The sequence below is a fragment of the Exiguobacterium sp. s194 genome (assembly GCF_018618275.1).
Classification (GTDB): Bacteria; Bacillota; Bacilli; order Exiguobacteriales; family Exiguobacteriaceae; genus Exiguobacterium; species Exiguobacterium chiriqhucha.
The window spans coordinates 317,798-332,565 of the sequence record NZ_JACSLT010000001.1 but is presented as its reverse complement, the minus strand read 5'-3'; the positions used below and the strand labels follow the sequence as shown (position 1 = coordinate 332,565).

The window sequence follows — 14,768 nt, the reverse complement described above, 5'->3', positions numbered from 1 at the left end:
ACATGTCAAAACGTATCGCGATTTGCCCGGGGAGCTTTGACCCGATTACGAACGGCCATTTAGATATCATCGAGCGGGCGGCGGCCATCTTCGACGAAGTCATCGTCGCCGTGCTTGAAAACTCGAGTAAGGCACCTCTCTTTAACGTGGAAGAGCGTCTGTCGCTCATTCGTGAGGTGACGACACATTTACCGAACGTCACCGCCGACGCGTTTGGGGGTTTGCTCGTCGAATATGCTGCCAAGCGTGAGGCAGCGACCATCGTCCGTGGCCTGCGTGCCGTCTCGGACTTCGAGTATGAGCTTCAAATCGCATCGATCAATAAAAAGTTGAATGAGAACGTGGAGACGTTGTTCATGATGACGAACAGCCAGTACTCGTTCCTCAGCTCCTCGATCGTGAAAGAAGTTGCCAAATACGGGGCGTCCGTCGCCGAGCTCGTCCCGGAGCAAGTCGAACTCGCGTTGCGGCAAAAATATGAAGTGAGTCACGGACAATGAAGTCGCTCAAAATCGGTTTCGGTCTGCTCGTGGCCGTCCTGATTTTCTTGTTCGTGCCACTCCCGTATTACATCACGTATCCGGGCGAGGCGACGACGATCGAAGAGTTCATGACGGTCGAGGGCGGGGACAAAGAACCGGGCGAACTGAAGATGGTGACCATCTCGCAACGCCGGGCGACACCGCTCTGGCTCGTCGGCAGCTGGTTCACCCCGTTCACGGAGGCCAGCCCGGCCAGCCGCTATCTGTATGACGGGGAAAGCGAGGCGGACTACGAACGCAGACAAGAGTTGTTGATGTCGTCGTCGCAACAAGCGGCGATTCAATACGCCTATGAGTTGGCGGACGCCGATGTGACGGTGACGTTTGACGGCATGTACGTCTCGGCCCCAATCACGGGGTCGCTCGCCGCGAACGTCTTGAAGCCGGGTGACATCATCACGGCGCTCGATGGCCAATCGTTCGCATCGCGCCTTGACTTTATCGAACGCGTCGCCTCATTTGAAGCCGGCGATGAAGTCTCTGTCACGCTTGAACGTGACGGTCGCGAACGTGAGGTCGATACGCTGATTCAACCGATTGACCGGAGCGGGGACCGGGTCGGGCTTGGGATTTATGAGCCGCTGCCCGTCCAGGACGTGCGCACGGACCCGGACGTCTCGTTCGAACTGACGAACGTCGGCGGACCGTCGGCCGGCCTCATGTTCACGCTCGAGATTTTTGATCAGTTGACGCCGGGCGATTTGACGGGCGGTGCCGTCATTGCCGGAACGGGAACGGTCGATGAGTTAGGGAACGTCGGGCCGATTGGCGGGGCATGGCAAAAAATCGTAGCTGCGGACGAGGCTGGGGCATCCGTGTTCTTCGTGCCGGCCGGGTCGAACTACGACGAGGCGATGGAGTCGCTCGACCGACTCGAGAGCGACATTGAAGTCGTTCCCGTCAAGACGGTCGAGGAAGCCATCGATTATTTAGAGTCGATGAATTGAGGAGTTTGCATATGTTCGACGAGTGACCGATTTCCGAGCGGAAGGCGATACGCCTCGGTCACTCGAGCCTCGAACGCAAGATCGGGATGGTACTTGCTGAGGAGCGGTACGTCTTTTTTTATGTCCTTTAACACAGTGCGCCCGATTGTGTTGAACGCGAGCGGTCGGATATACGGTACGTCGTCGAACCGTTCCGGCAACTCGTCCTGTCGCCAATGGATGAGGATGGCGACGAGCGCGCGTTGGATGGACGTCCGGGTATAACGTCTCGTCAATAAGCGGGCGAGCGCCTGTTCGAATGTCGGCTCGAGCCCGGCTTGAATCAAGCGGGGCGACAGCGAGCTGTCGATACCGACGAGTTGCTCAAGTACGTCTTTCGGGGTCGTCCGCAGCTTATATTGAAGGACGGGCCAATAAAGTGACCAATGCGCCATCGGATTGTCCTGAAACAGCGTTCTCGTGGCGTCAGGGACGGCCCGGACCATACCTGACTCTAAGTAGTGGGCGCGCACGCCCGTGGCCGACATGACGTCTGAGACGCTCGGGTCATGGTATCCGGCCCCGAGACGGCGAATCGTGTGCAGTTCGATGGACGTCGCCGCTTTCGCGTAGTGATAGGCGAGGATGTTGTTCGGGAGCGTCAAATCAAAGTCGGGATAGAGTGACCCGAACGCCTCGCTCGACGCATTGGCGGAAGAACGTCCATTGTCCAACGCTTCTTTGAACGCCGTCTGATAGGCTGGAGTCGCTTCGATGTTGGCCGCCGCGGCCTGGGTCACGGCGCTGATGTCGCCGCTCTCGCTACCGAAGGACAGCGTTTGACAACGTACGCGCTCGGCGATGGCGACCGCGGCGCTCGCGAACCGGTCGGCCCGGTGCACGCCGAAACGCGTCGGGAGTTCGATGACGAGGTCGATCGCGCCCGTTTGGACGGCGGCGCGGGCCCGGCTCCATTTGTCGAAAGCTGCCGGCTCGCCGCGCTGGGTGAACTGGGCACTCATGACGGCGATGACAGCGTCAGCGTCGGTTTCGATCCGGGCTCGTTCCGCCTGATGGAGGTGCCCGTTATGGAACGGATTGTACTCGGCAATGATGGCCGTTTTTCGCATAAAATTACTCCTTTGCATTGTCGATTGGATTGGTGTAAGATGGATAAGTACGCTTTGGCAAAGCGCCGTCGTCAACTGATTTTAGTGTAAAGAAAAAACATTGACAAAACAAGTTGGCCTATCTATAATTCATATTGTTGCAATTGAGGTGATTCGGATGAAGTGGTCTATTGCACAGCTACTTAAGCTACGAAACCAGGGTGACAGTTTTACCATCGATGAGATGGTCGAACTACCAGAGCTTACTCAGCTCCATCCGGATATCCGTTCGATTCGTCCGGTGCATGTGCACGGGAATGCGTCGTTCACATCTAATCAAGTTACATTCAATCTGAAGATTCAAGGTGACCTGACGTTGCCAGATGCGCGTACGTTGGATGATGTCATTTATGAATTCGATATTGAATCGCTCGAGCCTTTCTTTTTGGAGAATGGGCGTTATACGGAGCAATTCGATGATGTCAATTTGCCAGAAGGAAATACGATTGATCTGCGACCGATCGTAAAAGAGCTCATCATGTTAGACGTCCCAATGCAAATCTTTGGGAACGAAACAGACAAAACTCAGGTTGAAGGGGAAGGCTGGTCCGTCATTGACGAGCAGCCGGACGACCAACCAAAAATTGACCCGCGCCTCGCGGGGCTCGCTGACTTGTTCTCTAAAAAAGAGGACGAGAACGGCTAACTTTTCAAGGAGGTGGACAACGATGGCAGTACCATTCCGTAGAACGTCGAAAACTCGCAAACGTCTTCGTCGTACTCACTTCAAACTCAACGTACCTGGTATGAACGAGTGCCCGAACTGTGGCGAAATGAAGCTTTCTCACCGTGTATGCAAATCTTGCGGACACTACAACGGTAAAGAAGTAACAAGCAAATAATGCGAAAAGAAGCGGTCTCCTCGGAGGCCGCTTCTTTTTTTATTTTTGGGTCGTGGAAACAGATTGTGGTAAACTTTTCAGTGCAGACTAGACGTGGAGGGATGGCCAATGAAGCCGATTAAACGAATTGGGATTATCGGGAACGGCGCCGTCGGCATGTTGATGGCTTCGCTGTTCGAACCGGACTATACGGTGACGCTCTATGGCCGTGTCGACGAGGCATCGACTGTGACGATCGAACGTACCGGCGTCACGCAGGGAACGGTTCAGGTTCGCCTCTGTCCGGTGACGAAAATCATTGAGACGGAGCAGGACGTGTTCTTTGTGACGACGAAAGCGCATCAGGTCGAGGCGGCGACGGAACGATTGTCCGGCGACGTGCCCGTATTCATCTGTTCGAACGGAATCGCGCATCTCGACTATGCACGTACGAAAGGATTCCACCTCGGTGTGGTCGAACATGGTGTGAGCCGCGATGGCGATCGGCTCCAGCATACCGGGCTCGGGCGCATCCGCATCGGCAGCCTCGGCTCGCTCGAAGAGATGTCGTTCAACGCATCTCCACTCGATGTCGTCTGGGAGACGGATATCGAACAAGTCGTCACCGAGAAACTATTCGCCAACGCAATCATCAATCCGATTACGGCGCTCTGCCGTGTCGAGAACGGTGCGGTCGCCATACCGCCTTGCCGCGATATCGCGACGGCGATTTACGAAGAACTGACGATGTTGTTCGACCGTCACGTCCCGTATACATATATCGACACGATTATCGACAAGACGGCACACAATCGTTCTTCGATGCTACGTGACATCGAGGCGGGGCGCCAGACCGAGGTCGACGCCATCTTGACGCCGCTCTTGAAACGGGCCGACGAACGAGGCGTCACATTGACCGTCATTCCGGTCATGCAAAAATTAATTTTAGGAGCGAGCGTATCGTGCTAGTGTATATCGTTTCATTTCCACTCGTCATTTGGTTTATGGTGTATATGATACTTAGAAAAATTATGCCGAAATCGGTTAATACGTTCAAACTCGCCTGTGACGCCGGCGTGATCCTTTGGTTTTATGCATGTGCGGTTCTGCTCGAAGCGATTGTCGGGATCGATTTGATCTGGCTGTTGCTTGCGGTCTGTGCCGCCATCTTCCCGGCCAACGCGATTTGGCAACGGATTCGCCATGAGGATGTCGTCTATTCGAAGATGTTCGTGCACGGGTGGCGTTTGTTGTTTTTAGTGCTCGTCCCGGCCCACATCGTCTTGTTTACGATCGGCATCGCACGAGAGATGATGTATTAATCGTTTGAAAGGAAGTCGTTATACGTGAGGATAGAGTCGCTAGACGCCATGTACGCCCCGTCGTCTCCGATGATGCAAGTGGAGACGGGCTATTCGAAATGGTTGGACTATACAGGGATGGATGAGCTCGAGGTGAGGGCGGATGAACTGATGAACCGTTCCTTCACGCATTTGCCCGCGCTCGTCGACATTTTGCGAGACCAACAAACAGTCCACGGTCCGATTGCTCCCGAGCTCGAATCAAAACTCGAAGCGTTGGCCGCCGGTGAGGCGTTCACGATGGTGACTGGACAACAAGTCGGGGTGTTCGGCGGTCCGTTGTTCGCGGTGTATAAACTGTTGACCGTGCTGAAGAAGGCCAAACAGGCGGAAGCGAAATTGAACAAACCGGTCCTCCCGATCTTTTGGATGGCGACGGAGGATCACGACTATGCAGAAATCAACCACGTCTTCGTGAGCCAGCCGCTGTCGCGTCAACTGCGCAAAGAAGCGTTGTCGACCGTCCCGCTCGCCGGAAAGGCGTCGGTCGGGGAATTGGAGTTCGATCGCCTTAAAATCGAACTCGTGCAAATGTTGCAACGCCTCTTGTTATCTGAGACGGAGACGCGTTACACGACGATCCTCTATCATGAGCTCGTCGATGTGATTCAAGCGAGCCACTCGTTCGCCCAATTCTTCGGTCAGATGATGCGACGGTTTGTCGGTAAAGACTTCATCCTGTTCGACCCGCACCAACCGGAAGTCCGGGCCCTCGAGCGCGATGCGTTCAAACGCTTGATCACGGAACACGACCGCTTGCATGCGGCGTTGCACGATTCGTTCGAGGACGGGATGCCGACCGTCGAGTTGAATCGCGAAGCGGCTCATTTGTTCTATCACGATGGGACACGCGAACTGTTGACGAAGCAGGACGGGCTCTTTACGACGAAGCGGGGACACCGCTTCACGGAGGCCGAGCTAATCCAACAAGTGGAAACGCACCCGGAGCGGTTCTCGAACAACGTCGTGTCCCGCCCGCTCATGCAGGACCACTTGTTCCCGACACTCGCCTATATTGCGGGCCCCGGTGAAATCGCCTATTGGCTTCAACTTCGGCCTTTGTTCCACGTCCTCGATTGGAAGATGCCGCTGTTGATTCCGCGGCTCGGGGCCGTGCTCGTCTCGACGAACGATGAGAAGAAGCTCGCCCAAGAAGGCGTGACGCTCGTCGACTATTTGGCGGACCCGTTACCGGACCACACGTTCGACGACGAAGCGTTCGACCAAAACCTGTACGCGTACCGGACGCTCACGGAAGCAATCGGACGCGAGGCAGGCAAGCACGGGCACCGGTTTGATGCGAAGGCACGCCACGTGCTCGAACGTCTCGGCGACGAGATGCGAGCCGAAGCGAAACGCGACCAATATCGCTTGAACAGTCGACGGATTCATCTATCGACACGGCTCTTGCCGATGGACGCTCCGCAAGAGCGGATTTGGTCGATGGTCCCGTTGTTGAACCGTCACGGTCTCGATTTGTTCGAGCGCTTGCGCCGGTCTTATGAACAAGCTGATTTCGAGCGATGTTTGGTCAAATTGTAACCGAAATGAGCTCGATAGAGATGGTTCCCAGAAATTTGTGGGAACCATTTTTTGTTTGTTACCTTTTTGTTTCCTCTTTTCGCTAAAAAGCTATGCGGCGCTTGACATTTTTATGATAAAGTAAACGTAATAAAATAGTTGAAAAATGTAGGTTGAGAGGGTTTTTGTATGTTTGAGCATGAAACGGTATTAAAAATGGAGTCCATTGAGGGATTAAATATTAAGCCAGACGGGATTTATGTCGATTGTACGTTAGGAGGAGCCGGTCACAGCGAAGAAATCGTCAAGCGTTTGACGACAGGCCATCTATACGCCTTCGACCAAGACGACGTCGCGCTCAAGCACGCGAGTGAGCGGCTGGCTCCATATGAGGACCGGGTTACGTTCATTAAAAGCAACTTCGTCCATTTGAAAGACGAACTGTTGGCGCGGGGAATCACTCAGGTCGATGGGGTATTGTTCGACCTTGGCGTGTCGTCGCCGCAGCTCGATGAGGCCGAACGTGGCTTTAGCTACAATTACGATGCACCGCTCGATATGCGGATGGACCGTTCACGCGAGCTGTCCGCGTATCACGTCGTCAACGAATGGCCGTTCGGAGATCTTGCCCGCATCTTCTTTACATACGGGGAAGAAAAATTCTCCAAACAGATTGCGCGCAAGATTGAGCAGGCCCGTGCCGTCAAACCGATCGAGACGACGTTCGAACTCGTCGAATTGATTAAAGACGCGATTCCGGCGCCGGCCCGACGAAAAGGCGGTCATCCTGCGAAGCGGACGTTCCAAGCCATTCGCATCGCCGTCAACGATGAGTTGAACGTGTTCGACCGTGCCGTCCAAGACGCGATCGACATGCTCGCCATCAATGGACGCATTTGCGTCATCACGTTCCACTCGTTAGAAGATCGAATTTGTAAGCAAGTATTTAAAGAGAAAAGCCAGCATCCGCCGTTACCACCCGGATTGCCGGTCATCCCGAAAGAGTTTGAACCCGAACTGAAATTGATCACGCGCAAGCCGATCACAGCCGGGGACGACGAGCTCGAAGGCAACCGCCGGGCCCGTTCTGCCAAACTCCGGGTCGCAGAAAAACAAAAATAGACTGTACGTAGGAGGGATACCTGATGCCAGAAGCTGCTCGCAAGGCTCTGCAGCCTCAAGTTACGCCGAATCGAAATCCGATTCCGCAAGAACGACCAATACCAGCTCCAAAACGACGTACGTTGACCTTGTTCGAATCCATCCTGTACCCGACCATGATTGGTTCAGTTGTCCTGTTCGGTGGCATCACGGTATCGAAACATAATGAAGCGTACAATATCATGCGCGATACGGCTCTGATCACACAAGAGACGAACACGATTGCCAAAGAGAATGAAGAATTGAAGTATGAGATCGCCCAACTAAGCTCACCTGAGAGAATCTATGCGATTGCTGAAAAGCTCGGAATGCAATTCAATGAGAACAACGTCAAGGTGATTGACTGATGAATTCTCTACAACAGAGTAAAAAAAGAGTGGCGTGGGTGGCGATTGTTTGCTTCACACCACTCTTTTTATTTTTTGTCGGTTGGTTCTTCTATTTGTCCGTCTTCCAGACGTACAAAGGAGAGAACATGCTCGCGTTCGCCGAGGAAGAGCGTTGGAAAGCGGTCAGTACGCTAAAAGCGGAGCGGGGCGAGATTTATGACCGGTTCGGACAACCGATCGCCATCAATATCCCTTCGTACCGAATCGTGGCCGTGTTGAAACTCGGCGGCGAGCGGGTCGAGGACAAGACGCTCATGCCCGAGGAGTTCGCCGAGGCTGCGAAGCAGCTCGCGACCGTCATACCGATGGCCGAGGCCGACATTTTAAAGCGGCTCGAGCAGAACAAAGATCGCGGTCAAATCGAGTTCGGTGTTCCAGGGCGCGATTTGACGGTCGATCAAAAAGAAGAGATTGAAGCGTTCGAGATTCCAGGGGTCACGTTCGTGGAAGAACCGAAGCGCTACTATCCGAACAAAGTGTTCGCTTCAAGCGTCGTCGGCTACGCCCAGAAAATCGACCAGAACGGACGGATCGAACTCGTCGGTGAACTCGGCATCGAAAAATCACTCAACGACGTCTTAAGTGAGTCGTACGGGTTGTATCGGTTCGAGAAAGACTTGGCTGGACGCCAAATCGTCTCGAGCGACGAGCAATTGAAGATCGACCCAGAAGACGGGGCCGACGTGCAACTCACGCTCGACCACCGGATTCAACAGCTGCTCGATACGAAAATGGAAGAGCTGTATCAAGAATACAAGCCGAAGAATGCGACGGCGATTATCATGGACCCGAAGACCGGCGAAATCATCGCCTTGTCGGACCGCCCTTCGTTCGACCCGAACACACGCGAAATCAGCTCGTATAGCAACTTCTCGGTGTCATCCCGCTTCGAGCCGGGATCGACGATGAAAATCTTCACGTTGGCCGCCGCCATCAACGAAGGCGTTTATAATCCGAATGAACTGTATAAATCGGGATCGTACAAGTATGGCAAGACCGTATTCAATGATTACAACATTACCGGATGGGGTACGATTCCTATGGTAGAAGGCGTCTGGCACTCGTCGAACGTCGCGTTCTCGATTCTCGCGAACGAGCGTCTCGGCTTGAGCCGCTACGAGGATTATTTCAACGCCTTCAAGTTCGATCAACGCACGGGCGTCGATTTACCAGGTGAGGTCAACAGCCAATTCGATTTCGAGAGCCCGTTGAACGTCTTGATCACGGCATGGGGCCAATCGACGGCCGTCACGCCGATGCAGATATTACAAGCGACGTCGGCCATCGCGACCGATGGGACGATGAAGCAACCCCATGTCATCAAGAAAGTCGTCAACCGTGAGACCGGTGAAACGATTCGGACGACGAATCCAAAAATCGTCGGACAACCGATCACGGCCGAGGCGGCCAAACAGACGCGGGAAGCGCTCGATGGCGTCGTCAACAGCGATGTCGGGACGGGGCAATTGTACGCCCTCGACAACTATCGCGTCGTCGGTAAGACCGGAACGGCGCAAATCGCCGAGAACGGGAAGTACTTGAGTGGACAATACATCCATTCGTTCGTCGGCATGGCGCCGGAAGACGACCCGGAACTCGTCATGTATATCGCCGTCGACCGTCCGAACGGTGACTCATCAACGACGGGACCACGCATCATGGCACCGCTGTTCAAAGATGTGATGGACGTCGCGCTCCGCTATCGGAGCGTCGAGCCAGACAAGCAAGCGAAATCGATTGACGCCTCGACGAAAACGACGGCATCGTTCGTCGACCAAGGTCGTGACGACGCTGTGAAGGAAGCCAAAGCGGCCGCGTTCACACCGGTGGCACTCGGTAACGGTGAGACGGTCACGGCGCAAAGTCCGGTCGAAGGCCAACCGTACGTCGTCGGTGAGCGGTTGCTGTTAAAGACGGCGGAGTCGTTCGCGATGCCGACGCTCAAGGGCTGGTCACTTCGTGACGTGAAGCGGTTGGCTACGCTTTATCAATTGAATTTAGAAATAGACGGCACCGGCTTCGTCACGTCCCAATCGATTGGGAAAGGCAAGCCCGTCAAGACGGGGGCGACGCTGAAAGTGAAGCTCGCGTCACCGTCGAACTAACGCAAAGGGATGAAGAGGGCCTCGGCTCTCTTTTCCTTTGTCACAGGAGGAAATGGTTATGGAACAGTTGACGATTCAAACACTCGCATCTTGGTTTGGGATGGAAATAAATGATTCGCGCGAGGTCCGCCACGTCGCGACCGACTCGCGAGACGACAATGTCGACGGCTTGTTCGTCCCGATTATTGGGGCGCGTGTCGATGGCCATGATTACATCGAGGCTGCCATCAAGCAAGGGGCGATCGTGACGTTTTGGGAACAAGACCGTCCGTTGCCGGAAGGGATTATCGCCATCCCGGTCGCCTCACCGTTAACAGCACTTCAAGAAGCAGCTGCCCGCTATTTGGCGGAAATCAATCCGAAAGTCGTCGCCATCACCGGGTCAAACGGGAAGACGTCAACGAAAGACATGATTGCCGTCGTGCTCGGCGAGACGTTCAAGACACATAAGACGGCCGGAAACTTTAACTCGGACGTCGGGTTGCCGCTCACCGTGCTCCGGATGCCACGCGACACCGAAGTCGCTGTCCTCGAGATGGGCATGAACGGGTTCGGGCAAATCGAGTTGCTTTCGAAGCTCGCCAAACCGGACATCGCTTTCGTCACGAATATCGGCGAATCACATGGCGAACAAGTCGGGGGGCGCGAGGGGATCGCCAAGGCGAAGCTCGAGATTAAAGCCGGGTTGAAACCGGATGGCGTCTTAATCGTCGATGCCGACGAGCCGCTCCTCCGTGAGGCAGGCGGGTACCGCGTCGGATACGATTCGACCGCGGACGGAAAGCTCGAAGTCGTAGAGGCGACGTTTGACGCCTCGATTTTCCGCTACAATAATGAGCTGTATGAGTTGAAAGTGCTTGGGGCCCATCAAATCCGTAACGCCGCCTATGCGATTGCCTGCGGTCTCAAGTTCGGATTAGGGCATGATACGATTCAACGCGGCCTCGACCGCGTCCAGCTGACGTCGATGCGGATGGAGAAACGGATGTTCGGCGATGCCCACTTGGTCAATGACGCCTATAACGCGAGCCCTACCTCGATGGTTGCCGCCGTCGAGACGATTAAAACGCTAGAAGGGTTCTCACGCCGCGTCCTTGTCCTCGGGGACATGTATGAACTCGGGACGGACGAGATCGCCCAGCACGAACAAGTCGGTCACGCCATCACGGCCCCGGTCACCGATTGCGTGCTCATCGGAGAGAAAGCAAAATGGATTGCGGCAGGCATCACTGATCCGCGTGTGAACGTGACAATGGTGCCGACGGTCGAGGAAGCGAAAGTCCTCCTCGGCAGTTATCAACGCCCCCAGACTGTGATATTGTTAAAAGCATCGCGAGGACTGGCGCTCGAGCGTCTAGTTCAATAAACAGAGTAGTGAGGTACGAACATGTTAATCAGTTTAATCGTCTTAATCAGTTCATTATTGACCGTATTGGTCGTCATGCCGCGGGCCATCCCGGCACTGCGTAACTTAAAGTTTGGCCAAGAAATCCGTGACGAAGGTCCAGGTTGGCACCAAAAGAAATCAGGAACCCCGACGATGGGCGGAATCGTCATCTTGCTCGCCCTCATCATCGGATTCCTTGTCTCAGTCGTCTTCGGTGAAGCCGTCGCTGGGTTTGGCACGCTCTTGTTCGTGACCCTCGCCTTCGGGGTGATCGGCTTCCTCGACGACTACATTAAAGTCGTCAATAAACGCAACCTCGGTTTGACGTCGCTTCAGAAATTGATTGGTCAAATCGTCGTCTCAGTCTTGTTCGTTTGGTTCCTCTCACTCGGTGGGGCGCTCGATACGACGATTCAAATCCCGTTCACTTCGATCGCGTTTGATACGGGCTGGTTGTATGTCGCCATCGTCATCTTCTGGCTCGTCGGCTTCTCGAACGCGGTCAACTTGACAGACGGCCTCGACGGTCTCGTCTCGTTCTCGGCCATCCCGACGTTCGCCTTCTTCGGCATCTATGCGCTCGGACAAGACGAAGCGGGCATCGCTTGGTTCGCCTTCAGTGCGGTCGGCGCCTTGCTCGGCTTCCTCGTCTTCAATAAATACCCGGCGAAAATCTTTATGGGTGACACGGGATCGCTCGCCCTCGGTGGTGCGGTCGCCGGCCTCGCTCTCATGCTCAAGCTCGAGCTGTTGCTCGTCTTCGTCGGAATTATCTTTGTCATCGAGACGCTTAGCGTCATCTTGCAAGTGCTCTCGTTTAAGACGACGGGCAAACGAATCTTTAAGATGAGCCCGATTCATCACCATTTCGAAATGGTCGGTTGGTCAGAATGGCGCATCGTCTTGACGTTCGGTGGAATTAGTTTGATCACGGCAGTCTTGTCGTTACTACTCATGTAATGGATGGTGGAAGACATGCAACAACAGTGGAACGATAAACGAGTCCTCGTACTCGGCGCGGCACGGAGCGGCATCGCCGCAGCCGCTTACTTAAGAAATGTCGGCGCGGACGTGACCCTCAATACCGGGAGCGAACCGTCAACGGAAGAACGGATGAAGATTGAAGCGCTCGGCATCAACGGCGTTTTCGGTGCCCATCCGCTCGAATTGCTCGACACGACGGACATGATTGTCAAAAACCCGGGAATCCCGTATCACATCCCGCTCCTTCAAGCAGCGCTTGAGCGGAACATCCCGATTTATACAGAAGTGGAACTCGCCTACTTGGCGACCGATGCCACGTTCGTCGCCATCACTGGCTCGAACGGGAAAACGACGACGACCACACTCGTTCATGAATTGCTTAAAGGGGGAAGTCGTCCTGTCCATGTGGCAGGGAATATCGGTTTCCCGGCAATCGAAGTCGCATCGAAAGCGAAGCAGGGCGACATCATCGTCATTGAACTATCGAGCTTCCAACTGATGGGCGTCGAACAGTTCCATCCGCAAGCGGCGGCACTGTTGAACTTGTCACCGGCGCATTTGGATTATCATGGTGACTTCGAGTCGTATGCCGACGCCAAAGGGAACTTGTTCCGGAACATGACGGCATCAGACCGTGTCGTCGTCAAGGGCAGTGACACCGAAGTGATGAAACGCGTCCCGGCCGATCTCGATGCTTCGACGTTCGGTTACGACAGCGGGGATGCGCATGTCACCGACGGCTGGATTACGTTGCACGGCAAGCGGGTCATCCGGGTCGAGGATCTCGCCCTCGGCGGGGCCCATAACGTGGAGAACGTGTTGGCAGCCTTGTTGCTCGTTGAACCGTTCGATATCCCGGCCGAACATATCGATCGTGTGTTGCGCACGTTCGGTGGCGTGGCCCACCGAACGGAAAGTCTTGGCCAAGTGCTCGGACGCCGGGTTTATAACGACTCGAAAGCGACGAACAACGTGGCGGCCGAAGCGGCATTGAGCGGATTCGATGCTCCGATCGTTTGGGTGTGCGGGGGACTTGAACGTGGAGCCGAATTGGATTCACTCATTCCGGCGCTCGGACGCGTCAAAGCCATCGTCTCGTACGGTGAGACGGCAGGGCGTTTCCAAGCACTCGGTGAAGCCGAGCAGATTCCATCGTTCGCGGTCGATACGCTCGACGCAGCCGTCCCGCTCGCATTTGAACAGTCAGCCCCAGACGACGTGATTTTATTGTCACCGGCCTGTGCGAGCTGGGACCAATATAAGACGTTTGAAGAGCGCGGCGAACATTTTGTCCGCCTCGTCCATGCATATGAGGAGGCCAATCGATGAAAATCATGATTTCTGGTGGAGGAACGGGTGGCCATATCTACCCGGCACTCGCTCTCCTTGATACGCTCAAACAGCGCCATCCGAACCTCGAGGTGCTCTACATCGGCACTGAGAACGGTCTCGAGGCCGATCTCGTCCCACGCGCTGGTGTGCCGTTCAAATCGATTCGAATCGCCGGGCTCAAACGGTCGTTGTCGCTAGACAACGTCAAGACGGCCTATTGGTTTGTCCAATCCGTCCTGACGTTGCGTAAAGAGATGAAGACGTTCCGTCCGGACGTCGTCATCGGCACGGGCGGATTCGTCTCAGGTCCGGTCGTCTTCACCGCACAACAACTCGGCATCCCGACGATTCTGCATGAACAGAACAGCATCCCAGGCTTGACGAACAAGTTCTTGTCGAAGAAAGCCGACCGGGTCGCCTTGTCGTTCGCCGGTTCGGAATCACAGTTCCCTGATGCGAACGTCCGCGTCATCGGTAACCCGCGCGGGAGCGAAGTGTTGAAGACAACGGTGAACGAAACGTCCATCCGGGCCGAATATGGTATCGATGAACGTCCAATCGTCTTGATTTACGGCGGCAGCCGTGGAGCCGAGGCCATCAACCGGGCCGTCATCGAGGCCATCCCGGAACTTGCGAGCGAACCGGTGAACGTGCTCTACGTGACCGGGAACGTCCATTATGACAACGTCGTGGCGAAGGCGCCAAAAGCTGATAACGTCCATGTGTTGCCATACGTTTACGACATGCCTGAACTGCTCGCGTGTGCGAGTCTCGTCGTGTCGCGGGCCGGTGCCTCGACCATCTCGGAATTGACGGCGCTCGGTTTGCCGAGCATCTTGATTCCGAGTCCGTACGTGACGGCCGACCATCAGACGAAAAACGCCTCGGCGCTCGTCGAAAGCGGCGCGGCCGAACTGATTAAAGAAGGGGATTTGTCGGGCGAGACGCTCGTTCGCTCGATCCGACACGTATTGGCCCATCATGATGAGATGGCCGCAGCCTCGAAACGGTTAGGATTCCCGCACGCCGCGGAGTCGCTCGCCGACCTCGTCGAAGAAGTCCGCGCTTGA

Annotated in this window: 15 protein-coding genes; 14 read left to right on the top strand and 1 reads right to left on the bottom strand. The window is 55.1% G+C overall.

Going from position 1 to position 14,768, the window contains the following annotated elements:
- Nucleotides 1-2 precede the first annotated feature (2 nt).
- Entirely contained in the window at nucleotides 3-500 is a 498-nt protein-coding gene (coaD, locus tag KNP85_RS01690) for a pantetheine-phosphate adenylyltransferase (protein WP_029595744.1), read from the top strand.
- The gene (locus KNP85_RS01685) at nucleotides 497-1,489 is read left to right on the top strand and encodes a SepM family pheromone-processing serine protease (RefSeq protein ID WP_021067032.1); all 993 of its coding nucleotides are present in this window, start codon (nucleotides 497-499) and stop codon (nucleotides 1,487-1,489) included. Before coaD ends, KNP85_RS01685 begins: the two co-directional genes overlap by 4 nt.
- Here KNP85_RS01685 and KNP85_RS01680 read toward each other — a convergent pair.
- The gene (locus KNP85_RS01680) at nucleotides 1,468-2,598 is read right to left on the bottom strand and encodes a tRNA(Met) cytidine acetate ligase (RefSeq protein ID WP_214800912.1); all 1,131 of its coding nucleotides are present in this window, start codon (nucleotides 2,596-2,598) and stop codon (nucleotides 1,468-1,470) included. The genes KNP85_RS01685 and KNP85_RS01680 overlap by 22 nt on opposite strands.
- Nucleotides 2,599-2,755: 157 nt before the next feature.
- On the opposite strand from KNP85_RS01680, the gene KNP85_RS01675 reads away from it, so the two are divergent.
- The 12 genes from KNP85_RS01675 (at nucleotide 2,756) to murG (ending at nucleotide 14,768) form a co-directional block, all read left to right on the top strand.
- The gene (locus KNP85_RS01675) at nucleotides 2,756-3,283 is read left to right on the top strand and encodes a YceD family protein (RefSeq protein ID WP_029595742.1); all 528 of its coding nucleotides are present in this window, start codon (nucleotides 2,756-2,758) and stop codon (nucleotides 3,281-3,283) included.
- Nucleotides 3,284-3,305: 22 nt separating this feature from the next.
- The gene (gene rpmF / locus KNP85_RS01670; protein ID WP_015881300.1) at nucleotides 3,306-3,479 is read left to right on the top strand and encodes a 50S ribosomal protein L32; all 174 of its coding nucleotides are present in this window, start codon (nucleotides 3,306-3,308) and stop codon (nucleotides 3,477-3,479) included.
- Nucleotides 3,480-3,587: 108 nt separating this feature from the next.
- Nucleotides 3,588-4,427, top strand: coding sequence for a 2-dehydropantoate 2-reductase (locus tag KNP85_RS01665; RefSeq protein ID WP_214800910.1), 840 nt, complete (start codon nucleotides 3,588-3,590; stop codon nucleotides 4,425-4,427).
- Nucleotides 4,421-4,780, top strand: a complete 360-nt coding sequence (locus tag KNP85_RS01660) for a DUF3397 domain-containing protein (RefSeq protein WP_021067036.1) — start codon at nucleotides 4,421-4,423, stop codon at nucleotides 4,778-4,780. The genes KNP85_RS01665 and KNP85_RS01660 overlap by 7 nt, the downstream gene beginning before the upstream one ends.
- 24 nt (nucleotides 4,781-4,804) lie before the next feature.
- Nucleotides 4,805-6,361, top strand: a complete 1,557-nt coding sequence (gene bshC, locus KNP85_RS01655) for a bacillithiol biosynthesis cysteine-adding enzyme BshC (protein WP_353048898.1) — start codon at nucleotides 4,805-4,807, stop codon at nucleotides 6,359-6,361.
- A 168-nt stretch (nucleotides 6,362-6,529) separates the two neighbouring features.
- Entirely contained in the window at nucleotides 6,530-7,462 is a 933-nt protein-coding gene (gene rsmH, locus KNP85_RS01650; protein WP_021067038.1) for a 16S rRNA (cytosine(1402)-N(4))-methyltransferase RsmH, read from the top strand.
- A gap of 23 nt (nucleotides 7,463-7,485) precedes the next feature.
- The gene (gene ftsL / locus KNP85_RS01645; protein WP_021067039.1) at nucleotides 7,486-7,848 is read left to right on the top strand and encodes a cell division protein FtsL; all 363 of its coding nucleotides are present in this window, start codon (nucleotides 7,486-7,488) and stop codon (nucleotides 7,846-7,848) included.
- Nucleotides 7,849-7,886: 38 nt separating this feature from the next.
- Nucleotides 7,887-9,995 (top strand): penicillin-binding protein, encoded by a 2,109-nt coding sequence (locus tag KNP85_RS01640; RefSeq protein ID WP_353048897.1) that lies wholly within the window; start codon nucleotides 7,887-7,889, stop codon nucleotides 9,993-9,995.
- A 58-nt stretch (nucleotides 9,996-10,053) separates the two neighbouring features.
- On the top strand, nucleotides 10,054-11,361 hold the full coding sequence (locus KNP85_RS01635) for a UDP-N-acetylmuramoyl-tripeptide--D-alanyl-D-alanine ligase (protein WP_251136177.1): 1,308 nt from the start codon (nucleotides 10,054-10,056) through the stop codon (nucleotides 11,359-11,361).
- A 21-nt stretch (nucleotides 11,362-11,382) separates the two neighbouring features.
- Entirely contained in the window at nucleotides 11,383-12,342 is a 960-nt protein-coding gene (mraY, locus tag KNP85_RS01630; RefSeq protein ID WP_058763324.1) for a phospho-N-acetylmuramoyl-pentapeptide-transferase, read from the top strand.
- Between the two features lie 15 nt (nucleotides 12,343-12,357).
- Entirely contained in the window at nucleotides 12,358-13,695 is a 1,338-nt protein-coding gene (murD, locus tag KNP85_RS01625) for a UDP-N-acetylmuramoyl-L-alanine--D-glutamate ligase (RefSeq protein ID WP_029595736.1), read from the top strand.
- On the top strand, nucleotides 13,692-14,768 hold the full coding sequence (gene murG, locus KNP85_RS01620; RefSeq protein ID WP_214800907.1) for an undecaprenyldiphospho-muramoylpentapeptide beta-N-acetylglucosaminyltransferase: 1,077 nt from the start codon (nucleotides 13,692-13,694) through the stop codon (nucleotides 14,766-14,768). The genes murD and murG overlap by 4 nt, the downstream gene beginning before the upstream one ends.

What these genes read in the sequence shown, in the direction of transcription:
- coaD (WP_029595744.1), top strand. Translation starts at nt 3, where the DNA reads ATGTCAAAACGTATCGCGATTTGCCCGGGGAGCTTTGACCCGATTACG.
- KNP85_RS01685 (WP_021067032.1), top strand. Translation starts at nt 497, where the DNA reads ATGAAGTCGCTCAAAATCGGTTTCGGTCTGCTCGTGGCCGTCCTGATT.
- KNP85_RS01680 (WP_214800912.1), bottom strand. Translation starts at nt 2,598, where the DNA reads ATGCGAAAAACGGCCATCATTGCCGAGTACAATCCGTTCCATAACGGG.
- KNP85_RS01675 (WP_029595742.1), top strand. Translation starts at nt 2,756, where the DNA reads ATGAAGTGGTCTATTGCACAGCTACTTAAGCTACGAAACCAGGGTGAC.
- rpmF (WP_015881300.1), top strand. Translation starts at nt 3,306, where the DNA reads ATGGCAGTACCATTCCGTAGAACGTCGAAAACTCGCAAACGTCTTCGT.
- KNP85_RS01665 (WP_214800910.1), top strand. Translation starts at nt 3,588, where the DNA reads ATGAAGCCGATTAAACGAATTGGGATTATCGGGAACGGCGCCGTCGGC.
- rsmH (WP_021067038.1), top strand. Translation starts at nt 6,530, where the DNA reads ATGTTTGAGCATGAAACGGTATTAAAAATGGAGTCCATTGAGGGATTA.
- ftsL (WP_021067039.1), top strand. Translation starts at nt 7,486, where the DNA reads ATGCCAGAAGCTGCTCGCAAGGCTCTGCAGCCTCAAGTTACGCCGAAT.
- KNP85_RS01635 (WP_251136177.1), top strand. Translation starts at nt 10,054, where the DNA reads ATGGAACAGTTGACGATTCAAACACTCGCATCTTGGTTTGGGATGGAA.
- mraY (WP_058763324.1), top strand. Translation starts at nt 11,383, where the DNA reads ATGTTAATCAGTTTAATCGTCTTAATCAGTTCATTATTGACCGTATTG.
- murD (WP_029595736.1), top strand. Translation starts at nt 12,358, where the DNA reads ATGCAACAACAGTGGAACGATAAACGAGTCCTCGTACTCGGCGCGGCA.
- murG (WP_214800907.1), top strand. Translation starts at nt 13,692, where the DNA reads ATGAAAATCATGATTTCTGGTGGAGGAACGGGTGGCCATATCTACCCG.